Origin of the sequence: Marinobacter goseongensis, assembly GCF_023156235.1 — a bacterium.
In the GTDB taxonomy this organism is placed as follows: Bacteria; Pseudomonadota; Gammaproteobacteria; order Pseudomonadales; family Oleiphilaceae; genus Marinobacter; species Marinobacter goseongensis.
In genome coordinates, this window is sequence record NZ_JAKZAI010000015.1 from 34,932 (window position 1) to 57,072 (window position 22,141).

General features: G+C 58.4%; 17 protein-coding genes and 1 tRNA gene. 16 read left to right on the top strand and 2 right to left on the bottom strand.

Annotation, left to right across the window (positions count from 1 at the left end; translation table 11 throughout):
- Positions 1–12 precede the first annotated feature (12 nt).
- Positions 13–1,578, top strand: a complete 1,566-nt coding sequence (locus tag MLC70_RS14015; RefSeq protein WP_248184808.1) for an ATP-binding response regulator — start codon at positions 13–15, stop codon at positions 1,576–1,578.
- Here the strand turns inward: MLC70_RS14015 and MLC70_RS14020 are convergent.
- Positions 1,575–2,447 (bottom strand): MaoC family dehydratase, encoded by an 873-nt coding sequence (locus MLC70_RS14020; protein WP_248184809.1) that lies wholly within the window; start codon positions 2,445–2,447, stop codon positions 1,575–1,577. The genes MLC70_RS14015 and MLC70_RS14020 overlap by 4 nt on opposite strands.
- 259 nt (positions 2,448–2,706) lie before the next feature.
- Here MLC70_RS14020 and MLC70_RS14025 point away from each other — a divergent pair, with 259 nt between their 5' ends.
- Positions 2,707–3,711: an AraC family transcriptional regulator gene (locus MLC70_RS14025; RefSeq protein ID WP_248184810.1), complete on the top strand. Its 1,005-nt coding sequence runs from the start codon at positions 2,707–2,709 to the stop codon at positions 3,709–3,711.
- A 168-nt stretch (positions 3,712–3,879) separates the two neighbouring features.
- Positions 3,880–3,956 (top strand) — tRNA-Asp (locus MLC70_RS14030).
- A gap of 46 nt (positions 3,957–4,002) precedes the next feature.
- Here the strand turns inward: MLC70_RS14030 and MLC70_RS14035 are convergent.
- Positions 4,003–5,067 (bottom strand): AraC family transcriptional regulator, encoded by a 1,065-nt coding sequence (locus MLC70_RS14035; protein ID WP_427902110.1) that lies wholly within the window; start codon positions 5,065–5,067, stop codon positions 4,003–4,005.
- A gap of 174 nt (positions 5,068–5,241) precedes the next feature.
- Here MLC70_RS14035 and MLC70_RS14040 point away from each other — a divergent pair, with 174 nt between their 5' ends.
- From MLC70_RS14040 to MLC70_RS14100, 13 genes are all read left to right on the top strand, one after another.
- Positions 5,242–7,311 carry an oxidoreductase gene (locus MLC70_RS14040; protein ID WP_248184811.1) on the top strand — a complete coding sequence of 690 codons (2,070 nt, stop codon included), beginning with the start codon at positions 5,242–5,244 and terminating at the stop codon, positions 7,309–7,311.
- Between the two features lie 209 nt (positions 7,312–7,520).
- Positions 7,521–8,165, top strand: a complete 645-nt coding sequence (locus MLC70_RS14045; RefSeq protein ID WP_248184812.1) for a hypothetical protein — start codon at positions 7,521–7,523, stop codon at positions 8,163–8,165.
- On the top strand, positions 8,166–8,759 hold the full coding sequence (locus MLC70_RS14050) for a hypothetical protein (protein WP_248184813.1): 594 nt from the start codon (positions 8,166–8,168) through the stop codon (positions 8,757–8,759).
- A gap of 123 nt (positions 8,760–8,882) precedes the next feature.
- Positions 8,883–9,767 carry an NAD(+) kinase gene (locus MLC70_RS14055; RefSeq protein WP_248184814.1) on the top strand — a complete coding sequence of 295 codons (885 nt, stop codon included), beginning with the start codon at positions 8,883–8,885 and terminating at the stop codon, positions 9,765–9,767.
- Positions 9,768–9,769: 2 nt separating this feature from the next.
- The gene (locus MLC70_RS14060) at positions 9,770–10,783 is read left to right on the top strand and encodes a metallophosphoesterase (RefSeq protein ID WP_248184815.1); all 1,014 of its coding nucleotides are present in this window, start codon (positions 9,770–9,772) and stop codon (positions 10,781–10,783) included.
- 3 nt (positions 10,784–10,786) lie between these two features.
- Positions 10,787–11,647, top strand: a complete 861-nt coding sequence (locus tag MLC70_RS14065) for a rhomboid family intramembrane serine protease (protein WP_248184816.1) — start codon at positions 10,787–10,789, stop codon at positions 11,645–11,647.
- 177 nt (positions 11,648–11,824) lie between these two features.
- Positions 11,825–12,115 (top strand): YeaC family protein, encoded by a 291-nt coding sequence (locus MLC70_RS14070; protein ID WP_248184817.1) that lies wholly within the window; start codon positions 11,825–11,827, stop codon positions 12,113–12,115.
- Entirely contained in the window at positions 12,112–12,954 is an 843-nt protein-coding gene (locus MLC70_RS14075; protein ID WP_248184818.1) for a DUF2797 domain-containing protein, read from the top strand. Before MLC70_RS14070 ends, MLC70_RS14075 begins: the two co-directional genes overlap by 4 nt.
- A 72-nt stretch (positions 12,955–13,026) precedes the next feature.
- Positions 13,027–15,669: an aminopeptidase N gene (pepN, locus tag MLC70_RS14080; protein WP_248184819.1), complete on the top strand. Its 2,643-nt coding sequence runs from the start codon at positions 13,027–13,029 to the stop codon at positions 15,667–15,669.
- A gap of 142 nt (positions 15,670–15,811) precedes the next feature.
- Positions 15,812–17,200: a DUF1329 domain-containing protein gene (locus tag MLC70_RS14085; protein ID WP_248184820.1), complete on the top strand. Its 1,389-nt coding sequence runs from the start codon at positions 15,812–15,814 to the stop codon at positions 17,198–17,200.
- Positions 17,201–17,402: 202 nt separating this feature from the next.
- Entirely contained in the window at positions 17,403–18,497 is a 1,095-nt protein-coding gene (locus MLC70_RS14090; RefSeq protein ID WP_248184821.1) for a WD40/YVTN/BNR-like repeat-containing protein, read from the top strand.
- A 46-nt stretch (positions 18,498–18,543) separates the two neighbouring features.
- Positions 18,544–20,928 (top strand): efflux RND transporter permease subunit, encoded by a 2,385-nt coding sequence (locus tag MLC70_RS14095; protein ID WP_248184822.1) that lies wholly within the window; start codon positions 18,544–18,546, stop codon positions 20,926–20,928.
- Between the two features lie 184 nt (positions 20,929–21,112).
- On the top strand, positions 21,113–22,096 hold the full coding sequence (locus tag MLC70_RS14100) for a TAXI family TRAP transporter solute-binding subunit (RefSeq protein ID WP_248184823.1): 984 nt from the start codon (positions 21,113–21,115) through the stop codon (positions 22,094–22,096).
- The last annotated feature ends 45 nt before the right edge of the window (positions 22,097–22,141 follow it).

The window sequence follows — 22,141 nt, forward strand, 5'->3', positions numbered from 1 at the left end:
CGGCCCTTTTATATGACTGCAGTTGTCAGCGAGACTGAAGAGACAACGGTTCTTCTGGTGGATGACAATCCCCAGAACCTGAAAGTGCTCTATGAAACCCTGAAAGACAAAGGTTATCGCCTGCTGATTGCAAACGATGGCGAAAAAGCCCTGGATCTGGCGCATCGTCACCAGCCGGAGGTGATCCTGCTGGACATCATGATGCCGGAACTGGACGGCTATCAGGTGTGTCAGCGTCTGAAGGCCGACCCCGTGACCTCCGACAGCGCCGTGGTGTTCCTCTCTGCGCTGGACGATGTCCAGGCCAAGGTCAAAGGTTTTTCACTTGGCGGCGCCGATTACATCTCCAAGCCTTTCCAGGCCCAGGAAGTCATTGCCCGGGTCAAGACCCACGCCCGCGTTATCCGCCTTGAAAGAGAGCTGCAGGCCCGCAACCGTCAGCTCGAGAACGATCAGGCCCGCATTCTGAATGCCATCAGCGAAGGGATCTACGGGCTCGATGCGGGCGGCAACATCGTGTTTGCCAACCCGGCCGCGGCACTCATCATGCGCAGCCCGGTCGAGGAACTGATTGGCCGAAACTTCTTCAAATTGCATATGGCGGCCAGCGGTGACGAGTTTGCGCTTTTGCCGGTGCAGGCCACCTGCCAGCAGGGTGTGGCTGAAAACCAGCGTGACATTGCCCTGCTGCGGGCGGACGGCAGCTCGTTTCCGGCCGAGTACCGCTCTACCCCAAAACTGGAAGGGGACACCCTGCACGGCGCGGTGGTGGTGTTCCAGGATATTACCACCGAGCTGGAGAACGAGCAGGAGCTGGATGCCGCCAGAGAGCTGGTGCAGGAACAACGTGATCAGCTGGCCCACGCGTCGCGGCTGTCCACCATGGGGGAAATGGCTGCGGGATTTGCCCATGAAGTCAATCAGCCGCTGACTGCGATCACTAATTACGCCCGCGTTGCCAAACGCATGACGGCGAAAGACACCCTTGACCGGGAGCTGCTGCAGGAAACCCTCGACAAAATCGAGGCTCAGTCCCATCGCGCCAGTGAGATCATCCGCCGCATCCGCCGGTTCATGAAAAAACCGGCGACGGGCAAAGAGGTGCTGTCGGTTCCGGCGCTGCTGGAAGACACCCGCCAGTTTGCGGAAGTGGATATGCGCAATAACGAAGGTGGCATTGAGGTCACGGTGGACGACAGCCTGCCTGAGGTGCTGGCGGATCCGATCCAGGTCCAGCAGGTGGCCCTCAACCTGATCCGTAACGCCCTGGAGTCAACCCGCGGCACGGGGTCATCCGTTCCGGTGGAGGTGTCTGCGGCCCTGTGTGGCAGCGGCTGTGTGCGCATTGAGGTGCGCGACCACGGTACCGGATTGCCGGAGGGCGCTGAGGACAAGTTGTTCCTGCCGTTCTACACCACCAAGCAGGACGGTATGGGCATTGGGCTGTCGATGTGCCGATCGCTGATCCAGGCGCAGGGTGGTGACATCGGCTTCGAGCGCCCCGAGGATGGCGGCGCCCGTTTCTATTTCACTTTACCCGTTGCCGGTGCTGTCGCCAACGCCTGCCGGGCTGACTAGCCCCAGCTCACCTCACCGGTCAGGTGAGGTGCATCCCCTTTCGCATTCAGCAATTGATAATCCCAGTTTCCGGAGCCGGCTTGCCAGTTCAGTTGAGCAGTGCCTGGCAGGAACAGGGGTTTCTTGAATTGGCAGCTGGCCGTCACATTGGTGCCGTTCCAGCCCGGCTGTTGTTCCAGGCAGGCCAGGGCCTGTGCCTTACTCCACATGCCGTGGGCGATAGCGCGGGGAAATCCAAAGGCCTTGGCCGTCAGCGCGTGCAGGTGAATCGGATTGCGGTCACCGGAAACGCCGGCGTACTGGCGGCCGATGAATTCCGGTGCCTTGATGTTCACGGTGTTGGGAAAGCGTTGCAGTTCGGGCGGCTGGCCTGTACCGGATGAACCGCCGGCTTGGGGCTGGCGGAACAGAGTGGTGCTGTTTTCTTCCCACACCAGCCTGCCGGCGGACCGCGCCTCGGTGATCAGATCAAATTCCAGTCCCTTCGAGCCCTGTTTCTGGCCGCCCAGGCGCACATCAATATCCAGCGTTTCGCCAATGCCGATGGGACGGTGCTGGGTGATGGTGTTGCGCAGGTGCACCAGTCCCAGTAAGGGCAGGGGAAAGGTCTTTTCGGTCAACAGTTTCAGGTGCAGCGGGAATGCCAGGATGTGCGGCCAGGTGATGGGCACGCTGGCCTGCGACGAAAAGCCGCACACTTTGCGATAGCGGTCGAGGTTATCGTTGGCTGTGCTGACACCCACCAGCCGCGCCCGCAGGTCGGGAATGACGATGTCGGAGCCGGCACTCTGCCCCCTTGGCAGAACGGCCTTGCCATACAGTGACCAGAGCGAGGGGGGGCTGTTCTGATAGATCGAGATATCCGGCATGGTATTGAAACTCCAACACGTTGAAACAGTTATAGGGCGTTTGGTGACTGAAAAGCGAGGACGTTTTACATATTCTGGTACAACTGTGCGCGCGTGGCCTGATATGCTTTAATATGAGACCAAAGCCTCAAAGTCTGGCAAACCCGGCCAGATCCGACATTGACTTGGCTCACAGCGGAGAGTGTCCGATGGGCCAAGGCGTTATCCAAACACAACTATAAAGCGGGATGTTATGCAGGAACTTCGTGACGCAGGAGTGATGTTACGTCTGATCTACGAGGCGATGAAAAGGAAAGGTATCGACACGCATGCGATATTCAGCCGTTTGGGTGTTGACGAAAATTACGTATACACCGATCAGTTAAGAACCCCCCATAGCGCTCAGGTCTACTTCTGGCAAGCCGTCGAGGATGTATCCCGTGACCCTGACATCGGATTGCATCTGGGGCAGCTGCTCCCTGCCTACAAAGGGCAGGTGCTTGAGTATCTGTTTCTGAGCAGTCCCACCTTTGGTGAAGGTCTGCGCCGGGCACAGAACTATCAGCGTCTGCTCAGCGATGCCGCCAACACCGATTTTTTCATCGAAGGCGATGAGGCCTGCATGGTGCTGGACGCCGCCTCCGAGGTAATCAGCCGGCTGAGGCACTTCAACGAGTGTTTCGTGCAGGGCATTATTATTTTCTTCAAATCGATCACCAACGATCAGTTTGGGCCATCCCGCATTGAGTTTGAACACGAACGTGAAGGCGGTCATGAACATGTGGAGGAAATTCTCGGCTGTAAGGTGGTGTTCGGCGCCGAGGAAAACCGCCTGTACTTCCCCGTCGAGATGCTTTCCCACGCCTCGCCCCATGCCGAGCCCGAGCTGCTGGACCTGCATGAACGTTTTGCCAGTGAGCAGGTTGCCCGGCTCGAGAAAAAAGACATCGTTGGCCAGGTCGAACGTATCGTGGCGGAGCTGCTGGATAGCGGTGAGGTCACGCTGGATGCGGTGGCCGAAAGGCTGGGCATCAAGCCCCGCACGTTGCGCACCCGTTTGACCGAAGCCGAGACCAGCTTCAACCAGGTGCTTGCCGATTTCCGCTACCGCCTGGCGCGGCAGCTGCTGGCCACGACCGATGAGTCCATTGACGAGATCGTCTATCTGACGGGGTTTTCAGAGCCCAGCACCTTCTATCGTGCATTCAAGCGCTGGTCCGGCATGACGCCGATCGAATACCGCAAAACCGCACAGGGCAAGGACGCGATGGTTGATGCCATGTAATTGGGTCAACGTCTGTGAAGTTTTTTCGGAAAAAGCGTTGACATAAACGGGGGCGTCTTTATAATGCGCCCTCGTTGTCACCAAGCAGTCAGGCCCCTGATTGTGGTGGATGGAAGAGCTTGATCTTAAACGAGAAAGCGGTTGCATCCTGAAGGTGATGGCTCACGCGGAGCGGTAGTTCAGCTGGTTAGAATACCGGCCTGTCACGCCGGGGGTCGCGGGTTCGAGTCCCGTCCGCTCCGCCATTTTTCCTTCTCTCTGAATTCCGATTCTCTCCCTGTTCCTTATTCCCTAGCGTATCCCTTTGCGCGTCTGTTCCTCATGAAACTGTTTTCTGTGCTCGCCCGGGCTGATGCCGAACCATCGTTTGTAAGCCTTGTGGAATGCCGCCGGGTTGGCAAAGCCGAGAAGCCAGGCGATCTCGGCCAGTGCGTTTCGGGTTTCCCGGATGTAGTCGCCGGCCAGATCTTTGCGGGTATCGTCCAACAGCTCCCTGAATCCCGTATGCTCCTCCGCCAGTTGCCGCTGTAGCGTCCATGGGGAGGTGCCCAGCCGTGTGGCCACGGTGTCCAGTGAGGGCGTGGTGCCCTGCAGCAAGGGCATGAGCAGATCCCGTACCCGGTCCCCGGTGGTCCAGCCGCCGCGTATACGTGTCAGCGCCTCGTCGCATTGCCGGGTGAGTGACGCGTACATGGCAGGCTGGGCTTGTCGCGACGGCAGCGACCCGACGCCCGGAGCCAGGATCAACTGGTTATGACGGGCGCCAAACTGCACCGGGCAGGCGAACCAGGCTTCGAATGCGTCATCGAGGCCGATGGACGGGTACTCGATGGTTACCCGCTCCAGCGCCCGATGTTCACCGCTGATAATGCGCACAAAGCGGGTCCAGGCTGCCAGAACAGAATCCACCACGAAATAATTGAACACATTGTAGGGACGAATGGAGTAGAAGTGCGCCTGCTCGCCGTTCCCCGAGGTGCTGGCTGCGCCGCGGCTGTTGCGGCTGGTCAGCAGGCTGTAGCGAATCAGGGTGGCAAGGGCGCCGGCTGTGGTGGGTGCGCATTGCGCGGCCAGTCCGGCGATGCCTGCATCCACTGGCCGCGTCAGCTCACCCATGGTCAGGCCTATCGCCCGGTTGCCAGTCAGTTCGATGGCTGCCTGCCCGAGCCGCATGAATCGCGGAATGCTGATGCGGGCATCGGGAGAGGTGAGGGTCTCACTGGTCAGACCGAATCGCCCCATCAAGGCGGCAGCATCATGCCCCTCTTCGGCAATGGCCCGCATGAGCACGGAGACGTAGAGCACGCTGATGTCGCCGAGTGAATTTCGAGGCTTTCTGCCGGCCTGGTTCATCATGGTGTGTATGGATGCCTTTGTCTTACATGTTATCCAGAGATAATAAAATGTAATCCAGGGATATTGTTCAAAGCAAGGGGCATCGGTAATTTAGAGACACCAACAAGACAGGCGCCGGCGACATGACCGGCTACCGAGATTTCCTGACCACGGTGTTCCCCGAGGAGAGAGACAATGACCGCAGCATCAACACCCGGCATGACCAAGTACCCGAATCTGCTGGAGCCGCTGGATCTGGGCTTTACCCGCCTGCGTAACCGGACCCTGATGGGCTCCATGCACACCGGTCTGGAGGAGGCCAAAAACGGCTTCGACCGGTTGGCCGCTTTCTATGCCGAGCGCGCACGCGGCGGTGCGGGGCTGATTGTGACCGGGGGCATTGCGCCCAACGAAGAGGGTGGTGTGTTTCAGCACGCGGCGAAAATGACCAACGAAGAGGAATCGGACCGGCACAAGGTCATTACCAAAGCCGTTCATGACGCCGATGGCAAAATCTGTATGCAGATTCTCCATGCCGGTCGCTATGCCTATTCGCCATCCCTGGTCGCACCGTCAGCGATTCAGGCACCGATCAATCCGTTCACGCCCAGGGAACTGGACGAAGCCGGCATCGAGAAACAGATTCAGGCTTACGCAGACTGCGCCGCCCTGGCCCAGCGGGCCGGCTACGACGGCGTGGAAATCATGGGCTCGGAAGGCTATTTCATCAACCAGTTCATTGTCTCCCACACCAACCACCGCACCGATGGCTGGGGTGGCAGTTACGAGAATCGCATTCGTCTGCCCATCGAGATTGTGCGTCGTGTCCGTGAGCGGGTCGGGGCCAATTTCATTCTGGTGTACCGTCTGTCCATGCTGGACCTGATTGAAGATGGCAGCACCTGGGGTGAAGTGGTTCACCTGGCAAAAGAAATCGAGAAGGCCGGCGCGACCATCATCAACACCGGGATCGGCTGGCACGAAGCGCGGGTTCCGACCATCGCCACCTCGGTTCCGCGGGGCGCGTTCAGCAAGGTCACTGCGCGCCTGAAAGGCGAGGTGTCAATTCCGCTGGTCACCACCAACCGTATCAACATGCCGGATGTGGCCGAAAAGATTCTGGCGGACGGCGACGCCGATATGGTGTCCATGGCGCGCCCATTCCTGGCGGATGCGGATCTGGTGCTGAAGGCCGCTCAGGACCGGGCTGACGAGATCAACACCTGCATCGGCTGCAACCAGGCCTGCCTGGACCATACCTTCAGTGGCAAGCTGACGTCCTGCCTGGTCAACCCCCGTGCCTGTCACGAAACCGAGTTGACCTACGTGAAAACCGCGGCGCCGAAGAACATCGCCGTTGTCGGTGCCGGTCCTGCCGGTCTGGCCTTCGCCACCGTGGCAGCGGAGCGTGGTCATCAGGTGACCCTGTTCGATGCGGGAAGCGAGATTGGCGGTCAGTTCAACGTTGCTAAGCGTATTCCCGGCAAGGAAGAGTTTTATGAAACCCTGCGCTATTTTCGCGTCATGCTGGACAAGCACGGCGTGGACGTTCGCTTGAATACGCGGGTTGATGCCGAGGAATTGAAGACCAGCGGTTTTGAGCATGTGGTGCTGGCTACCGGTGTGATGCCGCGCATCCCGGAAATAGAGGGTGTGGATCACCCCAAGGTGATCGGCTACCTGGATGCCTTGCTGGAGCGTAAGCCGGTCGGCCAGCGGGTTGCGGTCATCGGAGCCGGTGGTATCGGTTTTGATGTGTCCGAATTCATTGTCCACAAAGGCTCCTCGGCGGCCCTGGATCCGGACCACTTCATGCGGGAGTGGGGCGTTGATCTCAGTGTTGAGCACCGCGGCGGCATTCAGGGCGTGACGCCGGAAGTACCGAAGCCGGCCCGTGAGGTGTATCTGCTGCAGCGCAAGGCGTCGAAAGTCGGTAAAAATCTGGGTAAGACCACGGGCTGGATTCACCGCACCTCGCTCAAGAACCGGCAGGTTCAGATGATGCCCGGCGTGACCTATCGCAAGATTGATGATCAGGGCCTGCACATTACGGTTACTCCCAAGGGCGCAGAGCAGGGCGAAGACAGACTGCTGCCGGTGGATACCATCATCCTCTGTGCCGGTCAGGAGCCGCTGCGAGAGCTGCAACAGGGTCTGGAGTCGGCCGGGCTTGCGGTTCACCTGATCGGAGGTGCGGATGTGGCGGCAGAGCTGGACGCCAAACGTGCCATCGATCAGGGCAGTCGTCTCGCCGCGGAGATCTGATCACAAAACGTTTCAGTTTTTCGCTGTCCCCCGCCGTCAGTCTGGCTAGACTATGATGGTTAGAGCAGTCAGATAATAAAATCTGGCCCGAGACCCTGCAGGGTCCGGGCCGGGTTGCTGGCACCCATGTTCGCGGCGTACCGTTCAGATGGAACAGTCTGGGGTGCCGGGCGTTCTGGTGTCAGGTTTGAACGAGCGGGGAGTCAACGATGGTATCTGCCGACCAGGCAAGTGATGGTTATTCGGCGGTGTTTTTCATGGATGGCAGCAACGTGTCGCGGCAAATGCGGGCGACAGAGTTTGGTGCTTTTCTGGACGGTTATGTCGGGCTTTCAGACCTGGCGGAAACCGACGTCAGGGCGGTGTTGGTAAACCTGGGGGGCGATCTTCTGGTCCGCTCGCTGGTGTTTTTCCGGATTTACTTTGACGAGGAAGGCCGCGCCGACAGCCATTGGAATATCCCCATCGAAAAACTGGCTCTGGTGGGCGCCAAGGGGCCTGACATGGGGGCCGGCCCTATCCGCCTCGTATGTCGCAGCCAATGCCCGGATCCCGCTGTAGCGCCAGAGCTCTGGGATCCGGATATGACTCCGGGCAGCAATACCTTTCAATTCATCCGCAAGGCGATTGAGGCTAACAGTCTCAAGTTCCGCAAGGTTGAGCCCGCACAGGAAGAACAGATTCCCACCCTGGCCGCCGAGCCACCGCAGGCAGAGACTGCAGATCGGGCCCGCCTGGCCCAGCTGATTCGTGAGCAGCGGCTGCGCATCAAGACGCTGCAGAGTGTGCACCGGGATTCACTGGCTGATATCCAGCGCGAGCACCGCCTGGAAATGCAGGCGCTGCGCAGCTAGATGTCGGCGCTTGAGCAGAAATACGAGCGCCAGCGGTTGAGCAATGAGCAGTTGAAGACGCGCCTGGCTGAGCGTAACGAGCAGTACCTCACCATGCAGGAGCAGATTGCCCGTAACTCAGAGCAGGATGTTCGGCAGGACGCCAACAGCGATGCAGAAATGGTTCTGATCCGGGAGCAATTGGAGCGCAAAAAGCGGGAGCTGGAGGTCAGGGACGAAAAGATCGTGGCTCTCGAGCAGGAAAACTATGACCTCCGGCACCAGGAGCCGGTAGAGAACTCGGTGATGGAGCAGCTGCAGCGGCAGTCGGTTTTCCTGGTGGCGTATCACGCCGGGGTGGGGCACCTGACTCTGCCGTACGAGGATATTGAAACCTACTTTCGCAATCCGGTGGCTTACGCCGCCGAGCGGTGTGGTCTCAACGAACCCGCCTATCGCGAATGGCTCGAGCATTACGAAAACCCGGTGTGCCTGCATCCGGGCGACGACGGCGAGCCCTGTGGCGAGCCGGTGATGCGCGTAAGCCAGCCGGCGGATTTCCAGGCGGGTACCGACGACCGCTGTGAAAAACACCGTGAGCCGGTCACAGCCTGAACGGATTTGTCCTCCAGACTGAGTCTTTTTTCAGATTCCCGGTAACTTTCGTTAAACTGTCCCGAGACGGTCACCGGCGTTGCGTTATTGGCCGGCTCCATTCCCGACACCACAGGAAGCTACATGGATCAATTCAGGAATATCGGCGTCATTGGCCGTATGGGCAGCGTCAAAGTGGTCGAATCCCTGCGCCAGCTCAAGCAATACTTGGTCAACAATAATTATCACGTCATTATCGAGGAAGACACCGCCAGTATGTTGCCGGGCCATGGACTCCAGGTGGCAAGCAAGAAACTGCTGGGTGAAATCTGTGATCTGGTTATTGTCGTCGGGGGTGATGGCAGCCTGCTGGGCGCCGCGCGTGAGCTGGCAAAATCCAAAATCCCCTTGCTCGGCGTGAATCGTGGTCGCCTGGGCTTTCTGACGGACATTTCGCCCTCTGACCTGGAAGAGCGTCTGGGCCAGGTGCTGCAGGGAGAGTTCATCGAGGAAACCCGGTTTCTGCTGGATGGCAATGTGGAGCGTAACGGCCAGCCCCTGGGCTTTGGTACAGCGCTCAACGATGTGGTGTTGCACCCTGGTAAATCGACACGGATGATCGGGTTCGACCTGTTTATCGACGGGCATTTTGTATACAGCCAGCGCTCGGACGGATTGATTGTATCGACACCGACCGGTTCCACCGCCTACTCGCTCTCGGCGGGCGGCCCTATCATGCACCCCAAGCTGGACGCGGTTGTACTGGTTCCCATGTTCCCCCACACTCTCAGCAGCCGTCCGATCGTGGTCGACGGTAAAAGCGAGATCAAGCTGGTGATCGGCGAAACCAACGAAACCTACCCCCAGATCAGTTTCGACGGACAGATGAACATTGCCTGTGCGCCCGGTGACATCATCCGTATCACCAAAAAGCCGTTCAAGATCCGCCTGATCCATCCGGTTGATCACAATTTTTACGCCACATGCCGCGATAAGCTGGGCTGGGCCAGTGAGATTGCAGCGAGTTGAGCATGCCAGTACAGGGAAACGCCGCGAGTCGCGGCTACGACATTATTGGTGATATCCACGGATGCGGCCACACACTGACCCGACTACTGGATCAGATGGGCTACCGCAAGATCAACGGTGTTTACCAGCACCCGAAGCGGCAGGCGATTTTCATTGGCGACATCATCGATCGCGGCCCGCGCATCCGTGAGGCGCTGCACCTCGTTCGGGACATGGTAGAGCATGGGTCGGCGCGCATTGTCATGGGCAACCACGAATACAACGCGTTGGGCTATTGCACCCGCGCCCGCCCCGGCAGCGGCCGGAAGTGGCTGCGTGAACACAATGCCCGCCATGACCGTCTGATCCGGGAAACCCTTGAGCAGTTTGATCATTACCCCCATGAGTGGAACGAATTTCTTGAATGGTTCTACACCATCCCCCTGTTTATCGAAGAGGACGGGTTTCGGGTGGTGCACGCATGCTGGGACGGCGATCTGATTGAAAAATTCAAGCAATCCCAGGGCGGTGCCTGCATTGATGAGGACTTTCTGCACGCCTCGTCGGCCATTGAGTCGTTTGCCGGCCAGGTCATGGATACGCTGCTGCGGGGAACGGATCTGCGCCTGCCCGAAGGGGTAAAGATTACGGGTAAAGACGGCTATGTGCGGGAGTTCTTCCGCACCAAGTTCTGGGCAGACAACCCGCAGACCTACGCTGACGTTGTGTTCCAGCCGGACCCGCTGCCGCCGGAAGTGGCACGCATGAAACTGACCGACGAGGAGCGCAAACAGCTGATTTCCTACCCTGCAGGGGAGCCACCGGTGTTTGTCGGCCATTACTGGATGGACAGCAGCCCGGCACCCCTCAAGGCCAATGTCGCCTGTATCGATTACAGCGCCGTAAAATATGGCCGTTTAGTGGCCTATCGCATGGATGGTGAACGTACGTTGTCCAAAGACAAGTTCGTGTGGGTAGATGTGGATCGGCCGGAGCGGTCGGATTACCCCACCAGCGAAGACAGCGTGGCGAGGTAGCCGGTGTATCGTGTCAAACAGTTGGATGCCAGCCTGGACCTGGCGGGTTTCAGTCAGTGGTTGCGGGAGCAGGGGGTAGGCTACCGCATTACCGAAGAGGGCGGGTTCCAGGTGCTCTGGCTGGAAAACCCTGATCATACCGACCCGGTGCTGGAGGCGCTGGATCGCTTCCTCTCCGAGCCAGAGGTGCAGCAAGCGGTCAACGCGACCAGCCAGTCTCCGGTTTTTGTGGCTGGCCGATGGCAGCCGTCACCCCGCCATGCACCGCTGGTGCTGGCGATGATCGTGATCGCCGCGACAGTGGCCTGGGTCACGGATATGGGGCGCAGTCAGCTGTCCACTGTGCTGATGATGGTGGATCCCCAGAACTTTGCCTGGAACACCTTGTCAGCCAGGGTAGAGGCGCTCAGAGAAACGCTGACCGCAGGCCAGGTCTGGCGCCTGATTTCGCCGGATTTTCTGCATTTCAGCTGGACCCACATCATTTTCAATTCGGTGATGCTCTGGTTCCTCGGCAGCCAGGTTGAATGGTTTGATGGCAAGGCTCGGCTGCTGGTGTTGGTTGTGTTTGCCAGCCTGGTCTCTAACGGCTTGCAGTATTTCGTGTCCGGGCCGCTGTTTGGCGGCCTGTCCGGCGTGGTCTACGGCATTCTCGGGTATTGCTGGCTCAGCCAGCGCCGGCTGCCACGATTCCAGTTTCCGCCGGCGCTGGTGACGTTCGCCGTGGTTTGGATGGTGATCGGATTTACACCGTTGCCGGAAATGCTCGGGTTGGGTCGCATGGCCAATGAGGCTCACCTGGGCGGGTTTATTGCCGGGCTGGCACTGGCGGTCACGATGCCTGTACGCCGCCCCGCACGATAACGACGGCAAAAAAAAGCCCCGCCAAAAGGCGAGGCATGAAAAGAGCTTAAAGCTCCTGATGAGAGAGACCAAATGAATACGACCTTCGTCATTTGGTGAAACAATGATAATGGTTATCATTTATATCTGTCAACCGGTTGCATATAATTTTTCTGGGCACGCCCACAGGAGGCCAAGATGACCTATGAAGAACTGATCGAACGGCTGGACCCGACGGTTTACGCCAACCTGCGGCGTTCACTCGAGCTCGGCAAGTGGCCCGACGGCCGCAAGCTGACCCCCGAGCAGCGGGAGATCAGTCTGGAGGCGGTGATTTATTACGAGAACCTCCACAACATTCCCGAAACTGAGCGCACCGGCTACCTGGACCGCGGCCGCAAAGCCGGAACGGCCTGTGACCCGTCGGTGAAACAGAGCTCGAGTCAGGCCGCGGTGGATCCGTCACAGTTCGTTGAGGTCAAATCTTGAGCCCACTGGTGGATGTCAGTGGCCGGTTGCGGAAAATGCCTGCAGAGGCGGGTAAACCGGTGGATTACGTGGTCCGCGTTGGAGATACCCGGGTTCCGCTCAACGAGTTGATTGGCCACCCGGTGCAGATCGATTATGACGGTGTCATTCGCTGTATCCACTGTGACCGCAAGACTAAGAAGAGTTTCAGTCAGGGCTACTGCTATCCCTGCTTCCGGAAACTGGCGGCTTGCGACACCTGTATCATGAGTCCGGAGAAGTGCCACTACCATGAGGACACCTGTCGTGAGCCCGAATGGGGCGAGACCCATTGTATGGTGGAACATGTGGTCTATCTGGCAAACTCGTCAGGATTGAAAGTTGGGATTACCCGCGGCTCCCAGGTGCCCACCCGATGGATCGACCAGGGCGCGGTGGATGCCATTCCGATGCTGAGGGTCGCCACGCGGCAACTGGCGGGATTTGTTGAGGTCGCCTGCAAACAGCATGTGGCAGACCGCACCAACTGGCGCGCCATGCTCAAAGGCGACGTCGCCGATCTGGACCTGGCCGCAGAGCGTGAACGTCTGCTGGCGCTGATTGTCGATGATCTGGCGCAGTTGAGAGCGGCCCACGGCGAGGATGCCTTGCGGACAACAGACGAGCCGGCACTGGGTCTCAGTTACCCGGTTGAGGTCTGGCCGCAGAAGATCAAAACCCATAATCTCGACAAGGCGCCGTCGGCAGAAGGCGTTCTTGAGGGGATCAAGGGGCAGTACCTGATGCTCGATACCGGTGTGATCAATATCCGCAAGTACACCGGCTACGACGTGCGCTTCCGGGTATTTCCCAAGTCCTGACCCCCGTCACTACCGATTGGGCGAGAGCATCGTGTATCCGTGCCGCCCGCAACGAATTTCTGGAGACAGCGAATGCGTACCAGCCAGCCACAGACCATTTATCTGAACGACTATCGCGTGCCGGCCTTTCTGGTGGACCACGTCGACCTCCGCTTCGAGCTGTTCGAGGACGGTGCCCGCGTGCACAGCGTGTTGTCCCTGCGACGTAACCCGGACTCGGGTGACCGCTCGGGCGCGCTTGAGCTGGATGGTGACAGCTTGAGGCTGGAATCCGTGGCCCTCAACGGCACCCCCCTGAGCGCCGGGCAATACGAGGATCTCGGTGATCGGTTGGTGGTGGCAGGCGTCCCGGAGGCGTTCGAGCTGGCGGTGGTGACCTGGATCGAGCCCCAGAACAACACCCGTCTTGAGGGGCTGTACAAGTCGTCCGGTATGTTCTGCACCCAGTGTGAGGCCGAGGGATTTCGTTGCATTACCTATTTTCCGGACCGGCCCGATGTGATGGCCCGCTTCCGCACGCGGATTGAGGCCGACAAGACCGCCTATCCGATTTTGCTCTCGAACGGCAATGACACCGAGCAGGGGGATCTGGCCGACGGTCGTCATTATGTGACCTGGGAAGATCCGTTCCCGAAACCCTGCTATCTGTTTGCCCTGGTGGCCGGCAATCTGGTGGAAAAGCGCGACACTTTCACCACCGTATCGGATCGGGCTATTGACCTGCGCATGTACGTAGAGCCCCGCAACGCCGAGAAATGCGACTACGCGATGGATTCCCTGAAGCGCTCCATGCGTTGGGATGAGCAGGTCTATGGACGTGAGTACGATCTGGACATTTTCATGATCGTTGCCGTGGATGACTTCAATATGGGGGCGATGGAGAATAAGGGGCTGAATATTTTCAACTCCTCCTGCGTGCTGGCCAGCCAGGACACTGCAACCGATCTGGCGTTCCAGCGCATCGAGGCAATCGTCGCTCATGAGTATTTCCACAACTGGTCCGGCAACCGGGTGACCTGTCGCGACTGGTTTCAGCTCAGTCTGAAAGAAGGTTTCACTGTATTTCGGGATTCCCAGTTCTCCTCCGACATGGGGTCGCCCACCGTCAAGCGCATCGAGGATGTTACGCTGCTCAGAACGGCTCAGTTCGCCGAGGATGGCGGTCCCATGGCGCATCCGGTGCGTCCCGCCTCCTATATGGAGATTTCCAACTTCTACACGCTGACGATCTATGAGAAAGGCGCGGAAGTGGTGCGCATGATCCACACCCTGTTGGGGCCGGACCTGTTCCGTAAGGGCAGTGATCTCTATTTTGACCGGCATGACGGCCAGGCCGTCACCACCGACGATTTTGTGACAGCGATGGAGGACGCCAGTGGGCGTGATCTCTCCCAGTTCCGATTGTGGTATGAACAGGCCGGCACACCCGTACTTGACGTCAGTGACCATTACGACGACGAGGGCGGTACCTACAGCCTGACCATCACGCAGAACATTCCCGACACCCCGGGGCAGAAAGGCAAGAAGCCCCAGCACATACCTTTTGCCCTCGGACTGCTCGACAGCCAGGGCGGGGACATGGCGCTGAATCTGGCCGGTGAGGGCGGTGAGGCTCCGGCGGAACGGGTGCTGGATCTGACAGAAGCCAGCCACACGTTCGAATTCACCGGCGTTTCAGAGCGCCCGGTGCCCTCGTTGCTGCGACAGTTTTCCGCACCGGTGCGGGTTGTCTACCCCTGGACCCGGGAGCAATTGCTGTTCCTGATGAGCCACGATACGGACGGGTTCAATCGCTGGGATGCCGGTCAGCGGCTGGCGGTTGACGTAATCCAGTCATTGGTTGGGGCTCCCGCCGATGCGGAGATAGAGCCCAGGCTGGCAGCCGCTTATCGCCAGCTGCTGTCGGATGAATCTCTGGATCAGGCGTTGGTAGCCAAGATGATGCAGCTGCCGTCAGAGGCCTATCTGATCGAACTGGCAAACAGTCCGGACGTGCAGGCCATTCACCAGGCGCGGGAGCGCGTGCTCGGCCATTTGGCTGGCGCACTGCGGCCGGATTTGCTCAACTGTTATCAGCGGCACGGCGCCAAAGGCGACTACGGTCTGTCTCCGCAAGAGGTTGCCGGTCGCAGCCTTCGCAATACCGCGTTGGCGTGGCTGCTTCATATTGACGACAAAGAGGGGCGGGACCTGGCCATCCGGCAGTTCGGTGAAGCAGATAATATGACCGACCGGCTCGGTGCGCTGCGCGCGCTGGTGAATTCAGGCTTTGTCAGTGAGCGTGAGCAGGCCCTGGAACAGTTCTATCAGCGCTATTCAGAGGATCCGCAGGTGGTGGAGCAGTGGTTCTCAGTGCAGGCCTCGAATCCAGCTACCGGCAACCTCGAGCAGATTCGTCAGCTGATGACTCACGACGCGTTTGACTGGAAAAACCCCAATAAGGTTCGCTCGGTGATTGGCGTGTTTGCCGGCCAGAACCTCGCGTCGTTCCATGCCGCTGACGGTTCCGGCTATCGGTTCCTGGCGGAACAGGTGACGCGTCTTGATGACAGCAACCCGCAGATCGCCGCTCGTCTGGTTTCTCCGCTGACTCGCTGGAGGAAGTTCGCACCGGTTCACGGCGACCAGATGAAAACAGCGCTGGAGCTGATCCGCGACAAAACCGGCCTCTCACGTGACGTCTATGAGGTGGTTCACAAGAGTCTGGCGGGCTGAGGGAGCAACCCGGATACAAAATCGCACTTTCGGTCGATAGACAATATTGGCCAATCGTCTACTCTGTGAAATAGTCGGTAAACCATGGAACGACAATAAAAAGGTCCTTCGAAGGGCCTCCAGACGGAATTAAGGTTTTAAAATGAGATATAACAAGAACTTCATTTTGGGCAGTCTGTTTGCATTTTCAGTGGCCTCGTCTCCCGCCATGGCCGCAGTCTCCTCCGCCGAAGCTTCGCGGCTGGGGCAGGATCTGACCCCCTTCGGCTCTGTCAAGGCGGGCAACGACGCCGGGACGATTCCGGCGTGGGACGGTGGCCTGACGACGCCGCCGTCCGGTTACGACGGCAGCGGCCAACACCACATCAATCCGTTCCCCGAAGACGAAGTTCTGTTTACCATCAATGCTGCCAACGTGGATCAGTACAGCGAATTCCTGACTGACGGCGTGAGAGCGTTGATTGACACCTATCCCACAACGTTCAACATCCCGGTTTATAAAAGCCGTCGCACGCACGCGGTGCCGGACTGGGTTGCGGGGAATACCCGTGAAAACGCGGTCAACGCCGAGATCGTAGGCCGTGGTGAGGGCCTTGACGGGGCCTTCGGTGGCTACCCGTTCCCGATCCTGCACGGCGGAAATGAAGAAAAGGCGTGGCAGGCTATCTGGAATCATCTCACCCGCTGGCGCGGCGTGAACGTGACCCGTCGGTCCAGTGAGGTCGCTGTTCAGACCGACGGCGATTATTCGCTGGTAACCTCTCAGCAGGAAGCTTTTTTCAACTTCTACAATCCGGAAGGCAGCGAAAAGGATCTGGACAACGTCATATTCTATTACCTGTCGTTTACCCAGTCGCCGCCACGTCTGGCCGGCGGTGCCATCCTGATTCACGAAACCCTGAACCAGATCATCAATCCCCGTAACGGCTGGGGCTACAATGCCGGCCAGCGTCGGGTGCGTCGTGCGCCGAACCTTGGTTACGATTCGCCGATTGCTGCCGCCGATAATCTGCGTACGGCAGATGACACCGATATTTTCAACGGAGCTCTCGACCGCTACAACTGGGACTATGAGGGCATGCGGGAACTGTACATTCCGTACAATAACTACCGTATCGGTGAAAAAGGTACTTCATATTCCGAGATTCTCGGTATCTCCCACGTCAACCCGGACCTGACCCGCTGGGAGCTGCATCGCGTTCACGTTGTGGAAGCGACGCTCAAAGACGGGGAACGTCACATCTACGGCAAGCGTCGTTTCTACATCGACGCAGACAGCTGGAATATCGTTCTGGTCGATCAGTACGACGGTCGCGGCGAACTATGGCGCGTCACCATGGGCCTGCCAAAGAACTATTATGAACTGCCGGGCGTCTGGACGGTACTGGATGTGTACCATGACCTGCAGGCACGCCGTTACCATGTCTTGGGTCTTGATACCGAAGAGCCCAACACCCGGGTTTTTACAGACGAGACCCCCAACAAACGCTACTTCTCGCCGGCGTCCCTGCGCCGTCGGAGTGTTCGCTGAGGCAATCTTGCCCCGCGGACAATGTCCTCGCCCAAAGGGCGTGGCGAACCGATCTGCCGGTAACCGAAAGGTTGCCGGCATGTTTATGAAGCTGGCCGGTTTCCGGCACCAGAGAGACACTGTCCAAAACAACATATAGGCAATCTGAATGGCTACAAGGTTGATGTGCAAGACTCTGGGTGCGGCGTGTCTTGGAGTATCCATGGCATTGTCCGCCCCCTCGGTGTTTGCGCTTGCAGATATCATCGAAACCCCATCCCGGCCGACGCTGCTGGCACCGGAATCACTGCTCAACGATGTGACCAGGGCCGGTGACCGGCTGGTGGCCACCGGAGAGCGGGGCCACATCATTTTTTCCGATGATGAAGGTCAGACCTGGGTGCAGGGGCAGGTTCCCGTATCAGTCACCATGACTGGCATCGACTTCGGCACAGATGAGCACGGCTGGGCCGTCGGCCACAGTGGTGTGGTGCTGCACTCTTCCGACCAGGGGAAAACCTGGGAGCTGCAACTCACTGGTATTGAGGCTGCCGAGCTTGCGATCGAAAGCAAGCAGCAACAGATTGCCGAGATGGAAGAGCGGATCGAAGAGGCGCCTGAGGAAGAGAAGGGCGATCTTGAGTGGGCGCTGGACGACCTCTTCTTTGCGGTCGAAAACATGGAAGCCGATCTGGATATTGGTCCGGTGAATCCGTTTCTGGATGTCTGGTTCGAGGACGACAGCCACGGATTTGTGATCGGTGCCTACGGCATGATCCTGCGCACCACTGACGGTGGCGAGAGCTGGCAGGACATGTCGGCTGAGATCGAGAACGATCAGAACTTCCACCTGAACAGCATTACGCAGATTACCGGCGGTGCACTGGTTATCGTGGGCGAAGCTGGCCAGATTCATGTCTCGACAGATGGCGGGGACACCTGGGAGCGTCGCGAGAGCCCTTATCCAGGCTCCCTGTTCGGTGTCATCGGAACCGGCCAGGTGAACGAGGTTCTTGCCTTCGGACTGCGTGGCAACATGATGCGTTCTACCGATCTGGGGCGGTCCTGGAACATGATCACCAACGAGGCTGGCGCAACATTGATGAGTGGCTCTGTGGCCGAAGACGGGCGCATTACGCTAGTGGGTAACGGTGGCGTTGTGCTGATGAGTACGAACGGCGGCGAATCGTTTCGCCCGTATTTCCGCAATGATCGGGAAAGCGTGATGGGTGTGGTTCCGACATCTGGGACAGACCTGCTCCTGGTTGGTGAAGGTGGGGTCAAATTCACCGATGCCCGTGGCAAGAACCTTCAATAACGCCCTGATGCGGCAACAACAGAACGGATAATAGAGGGGCTTTTGAATGTCGAACCCGAAGCACGACAAGGGCGAACATTACCTGACGACACCGAAGGCGGAGCCGTTCCTGGAACGTCTGATCTTCAACAATCGGGCCATCATCCTGATTGCGTTTTTTATACTGACACTGTTTCTTGGCTATAACGCCATCAAGATTCAGCCGGATGCCAGTTTTGAGCGGATGATTCCGCTTGAGCATCCATACATTGTGAACATGCTCGAACACAGAAATGATCTGGAGAACCTGGGCAACTTTGTGCGAATTGCGGTGGAGGTCAAGGAAGGCGACATTTTCACCGAAGAGTATATGGAAACCCTGAAGCAGATCACCGACGAGGTTTTCTACCTTAGCGGCGTTGATCGTTCCGGACTCAAATCGCTGTGGACCGCCAACGTCCGCTGGGTAGAGGTCACAGAGCAGGGGTTCCAGGGCGGTACCGTCATTCCGGATAACTATGACGGTTCCCGGGAAAGCCTGGAGGCTTTGCGCCAGAACGTGCTGCGCTCCAACGAAGTCGGTCGCCTGATTTCGGACAATTTCCGCTCGACCATCGTGTACGCACCGCTGTACGAGAACAATCCGGACACGGGTGAGCCGCTGGATTACGGCGAGTTTTCCCGCCAGCTTGAGGAAAAAATCCGCCAGAAGTACGGCGCCGACAACCCCAACATCGAAATTCACATTGTCGGGTTTGCCAAGAAAGTGGGTGACCTGATTGAAGGTATCGGCTCCATTGCTTACTTCGCCGGTATCACCATCCTGCTGACCACGCTCTTGCTGTTCTGGTATTCCCGCTGCATCGCCGGCACGCTGGTCCCGGTGTTCTCTTCGATCATCGCGGTGTTCTGGCAGTTGGGTATACTCAAACTGCTCGGCTACGGTCTGGATCCGTATTCGGTATTGGTTCCCTTTCTGGTCTTCGCCATCGGTATCAGTCACGGCGTTCAGATAGTGAACGCCATGGCGTCCGAGGCGGCCAAGGGTTTCGATCCGATCACTGCCGCCAGGCTTGCGTTCCGGGCGCTGTACATTCCGGGTATGCTCGCTCTGATTTCCGATGCCTTCGGCTTCCTCACGCTGCTGTACATCGAGATTGACGTGATCAAGGATCTCGCCGTTGCAGCTGGCCTGGGTGTGGCCATTGTGATCATCACCAATCTGGTTCTGCACCCGCTGATCATGTCCTACATCGGGATCACCAAGGGTGGTATCCGTAACGTTCAGAACCGCGGCGAGAAACAGGATCGCAAGTGGCGTGTTATGTCTTACTTCGCCCATCCGGGCGTGGCACCTATCTCCCTGCTGATTGCCGTTATCGGCCTTGGGCTGGGCCTGTATTACAAGCAGGGCCTCAAGGTAGGCGATCTGGATCAGGGTGCACCCGAGCTGAGGGCGGACTCCCGTTACAATCTGGATAACGCTTACATCATCGATAACTACTCGACCAGCGCCGATGTCATGGTCGTTATGGTCAAGACGCCTGAAGAGCAGTGCACCCAGTACAACGTGCTGAGGGCCATGGACAATCTGCAATGGGAATTGCAGAACACCCCGGGCGTCCAGTCGACGGCATCGCTGGCGGATGTTTCCAAGATTGTGACCAAGGCGCTCAACGAGGGCAGCTGGAAGTGGTATGAAATTTCCCGCAACCAGACCATCATCAACGCGTCTATCCGTGAAGCTCCGGCCGGGCTGATCAACACCAACTGCGATCTGACGCCGGTGCTGGTGTTCCTCGAGGACCACAAGGCGGAAACCCTGCAGACCGTCGTTGAGCGTGTCGAGGAATTTGCCCAGGCCAACAGCAACGAGGAGCACACCTTCAAGCTGGCAGCCGGTAACGCGGGTGTTGAGGCGGCGACGAACGAAGTCATCTCCAGCGCGAAGAACATGATGCTGATCTTCGTGTACAGCGTGGTGAGCTTCCTGTGCTTCCTGACATTCCGCTCGATCCGGGCGGTGCTGTGTATCGTGGTGCCCCTGGGCCTGACCTCCATTCTTTGTGAGGCGATCATGGCGGTGTCCGGTATCGGCATCAAGGTGGCGACGCTACCGGTAATTGCGCTGGGCGTGGGTATCGGTGTCGACTACGGCATCTACATCTACAGCAAGTTGGAGAAGTTCCTGCTGGAAGGCAAGACGCTTCAGGATGCCTACTTCGAGACGCTGCGTTCCACCGGTAAGGCGGTCATCTTTACCGGCGTGACTCTCGGTCTTGGTGTGGTGACCTGGATCTTCTCACCCATCAAGTTCCAGGCAGACATGGGCTTCCTGTTGTTCTTTATGTTCCTGTGGAACATGATCGGAGCCATCTGGCTGCTACCGGCCCTGGCGCGCTTCCTGCTGCGCCCGGATCGCATGTTGGCGAAGGCGCGCGCATCGAAATAAGCGTTGCCTGAACCACCAAAAAAGCCCGCTTTGCGGGCTTTTTTGGTTCCTGCTCAACCGGTTAGGCAGCTAATGCATCCTTTATTTATCATCCGATGTGGTCTATGTTTCAATTCGAACCGGTAGTTTGTCCGCGATCGACCGTGGGCAATAAATGATAACGATGAGAAAAAAGGAAGATCCCATGACGCTAAAAATCAAGAGTTCCGTTCTCGCGCTTGCTGCGGCAGTCAGCCTGGGCGCGGCTTCATCAGCGGTTACCGCTCAGGAGCAGCGCTTTGTCACCATCGGCACCGGTGGTGTGACCGGTGTTTACTACCCGGCTGGTGGCGCGATTTGTCGTCTGGTCAACATGGACCGTAAGGAGCACGGTATTCGTTGTTCCGTTGAGAGTACCGGTGGCTCCGTTTACAACCTGAACGCCATACGCGAAGGAGAGCTGGACCTGGCTGTCGCCCAGTCCGACTGGCAGTTCCATGCTTACAACGGCTCCAGCGAGTTCGAGAGCGCCGGCAAGGACGAAAAGCTGCGCTCAGTGTTTTCTCTGCACCCGGAACCGTTCACCGTGGTAGCCAGCAAGGGCTCCGGCATCAAGACCTTTGAGGACCTGGAAGGTAAACGTGTGTCTATCGGTAACCCGGGCTCCGGTCAGCGCGCCACCGCCGAAGTGTTGATGAAGGAAATGGGCTGGGATGAGAGCAAGTTCTCCCTGGCGGCTGAGATCAAGGCTGCGGAACAGTCCCAGGCGCTGTGCGATGGCAATATCGATGCTTTCTTTTACACCGTGGGCCACCCCTCCGGTGCAATCAAGGAAGCCACGACCTCCTGTGACAGTGTGCTGGTCAACGTCGATAACGCAGCAACCAAAAAGCTGATCGATGACAATCCCTACTACCGCAAAGCCGTTATTCCCGGCGGTATGTACCGTGGCAGCGATGACGATGTGACAACGTTTGGTGTGGCTGCAACGTTCGTATCTTCCACTGATGTACCGGACGACGTGGTGTATGCCGTTGTGAAAGCTGTTTTCGAGAACTTCGACAGCTTCAAACGCCTGCACCCGGCCTTCGGTAATCTCGACAAAAGTGAGATGGTGACCGATGCCAACAGTGCACCGCTGCATCCGGGTGCTGTGAAGTACTACAAGGAAGCCGGCCTGATCGACTGATCTGTCTGCGCCTCAACACAGCGGGCCACGTGCCCGCTGTGTTGT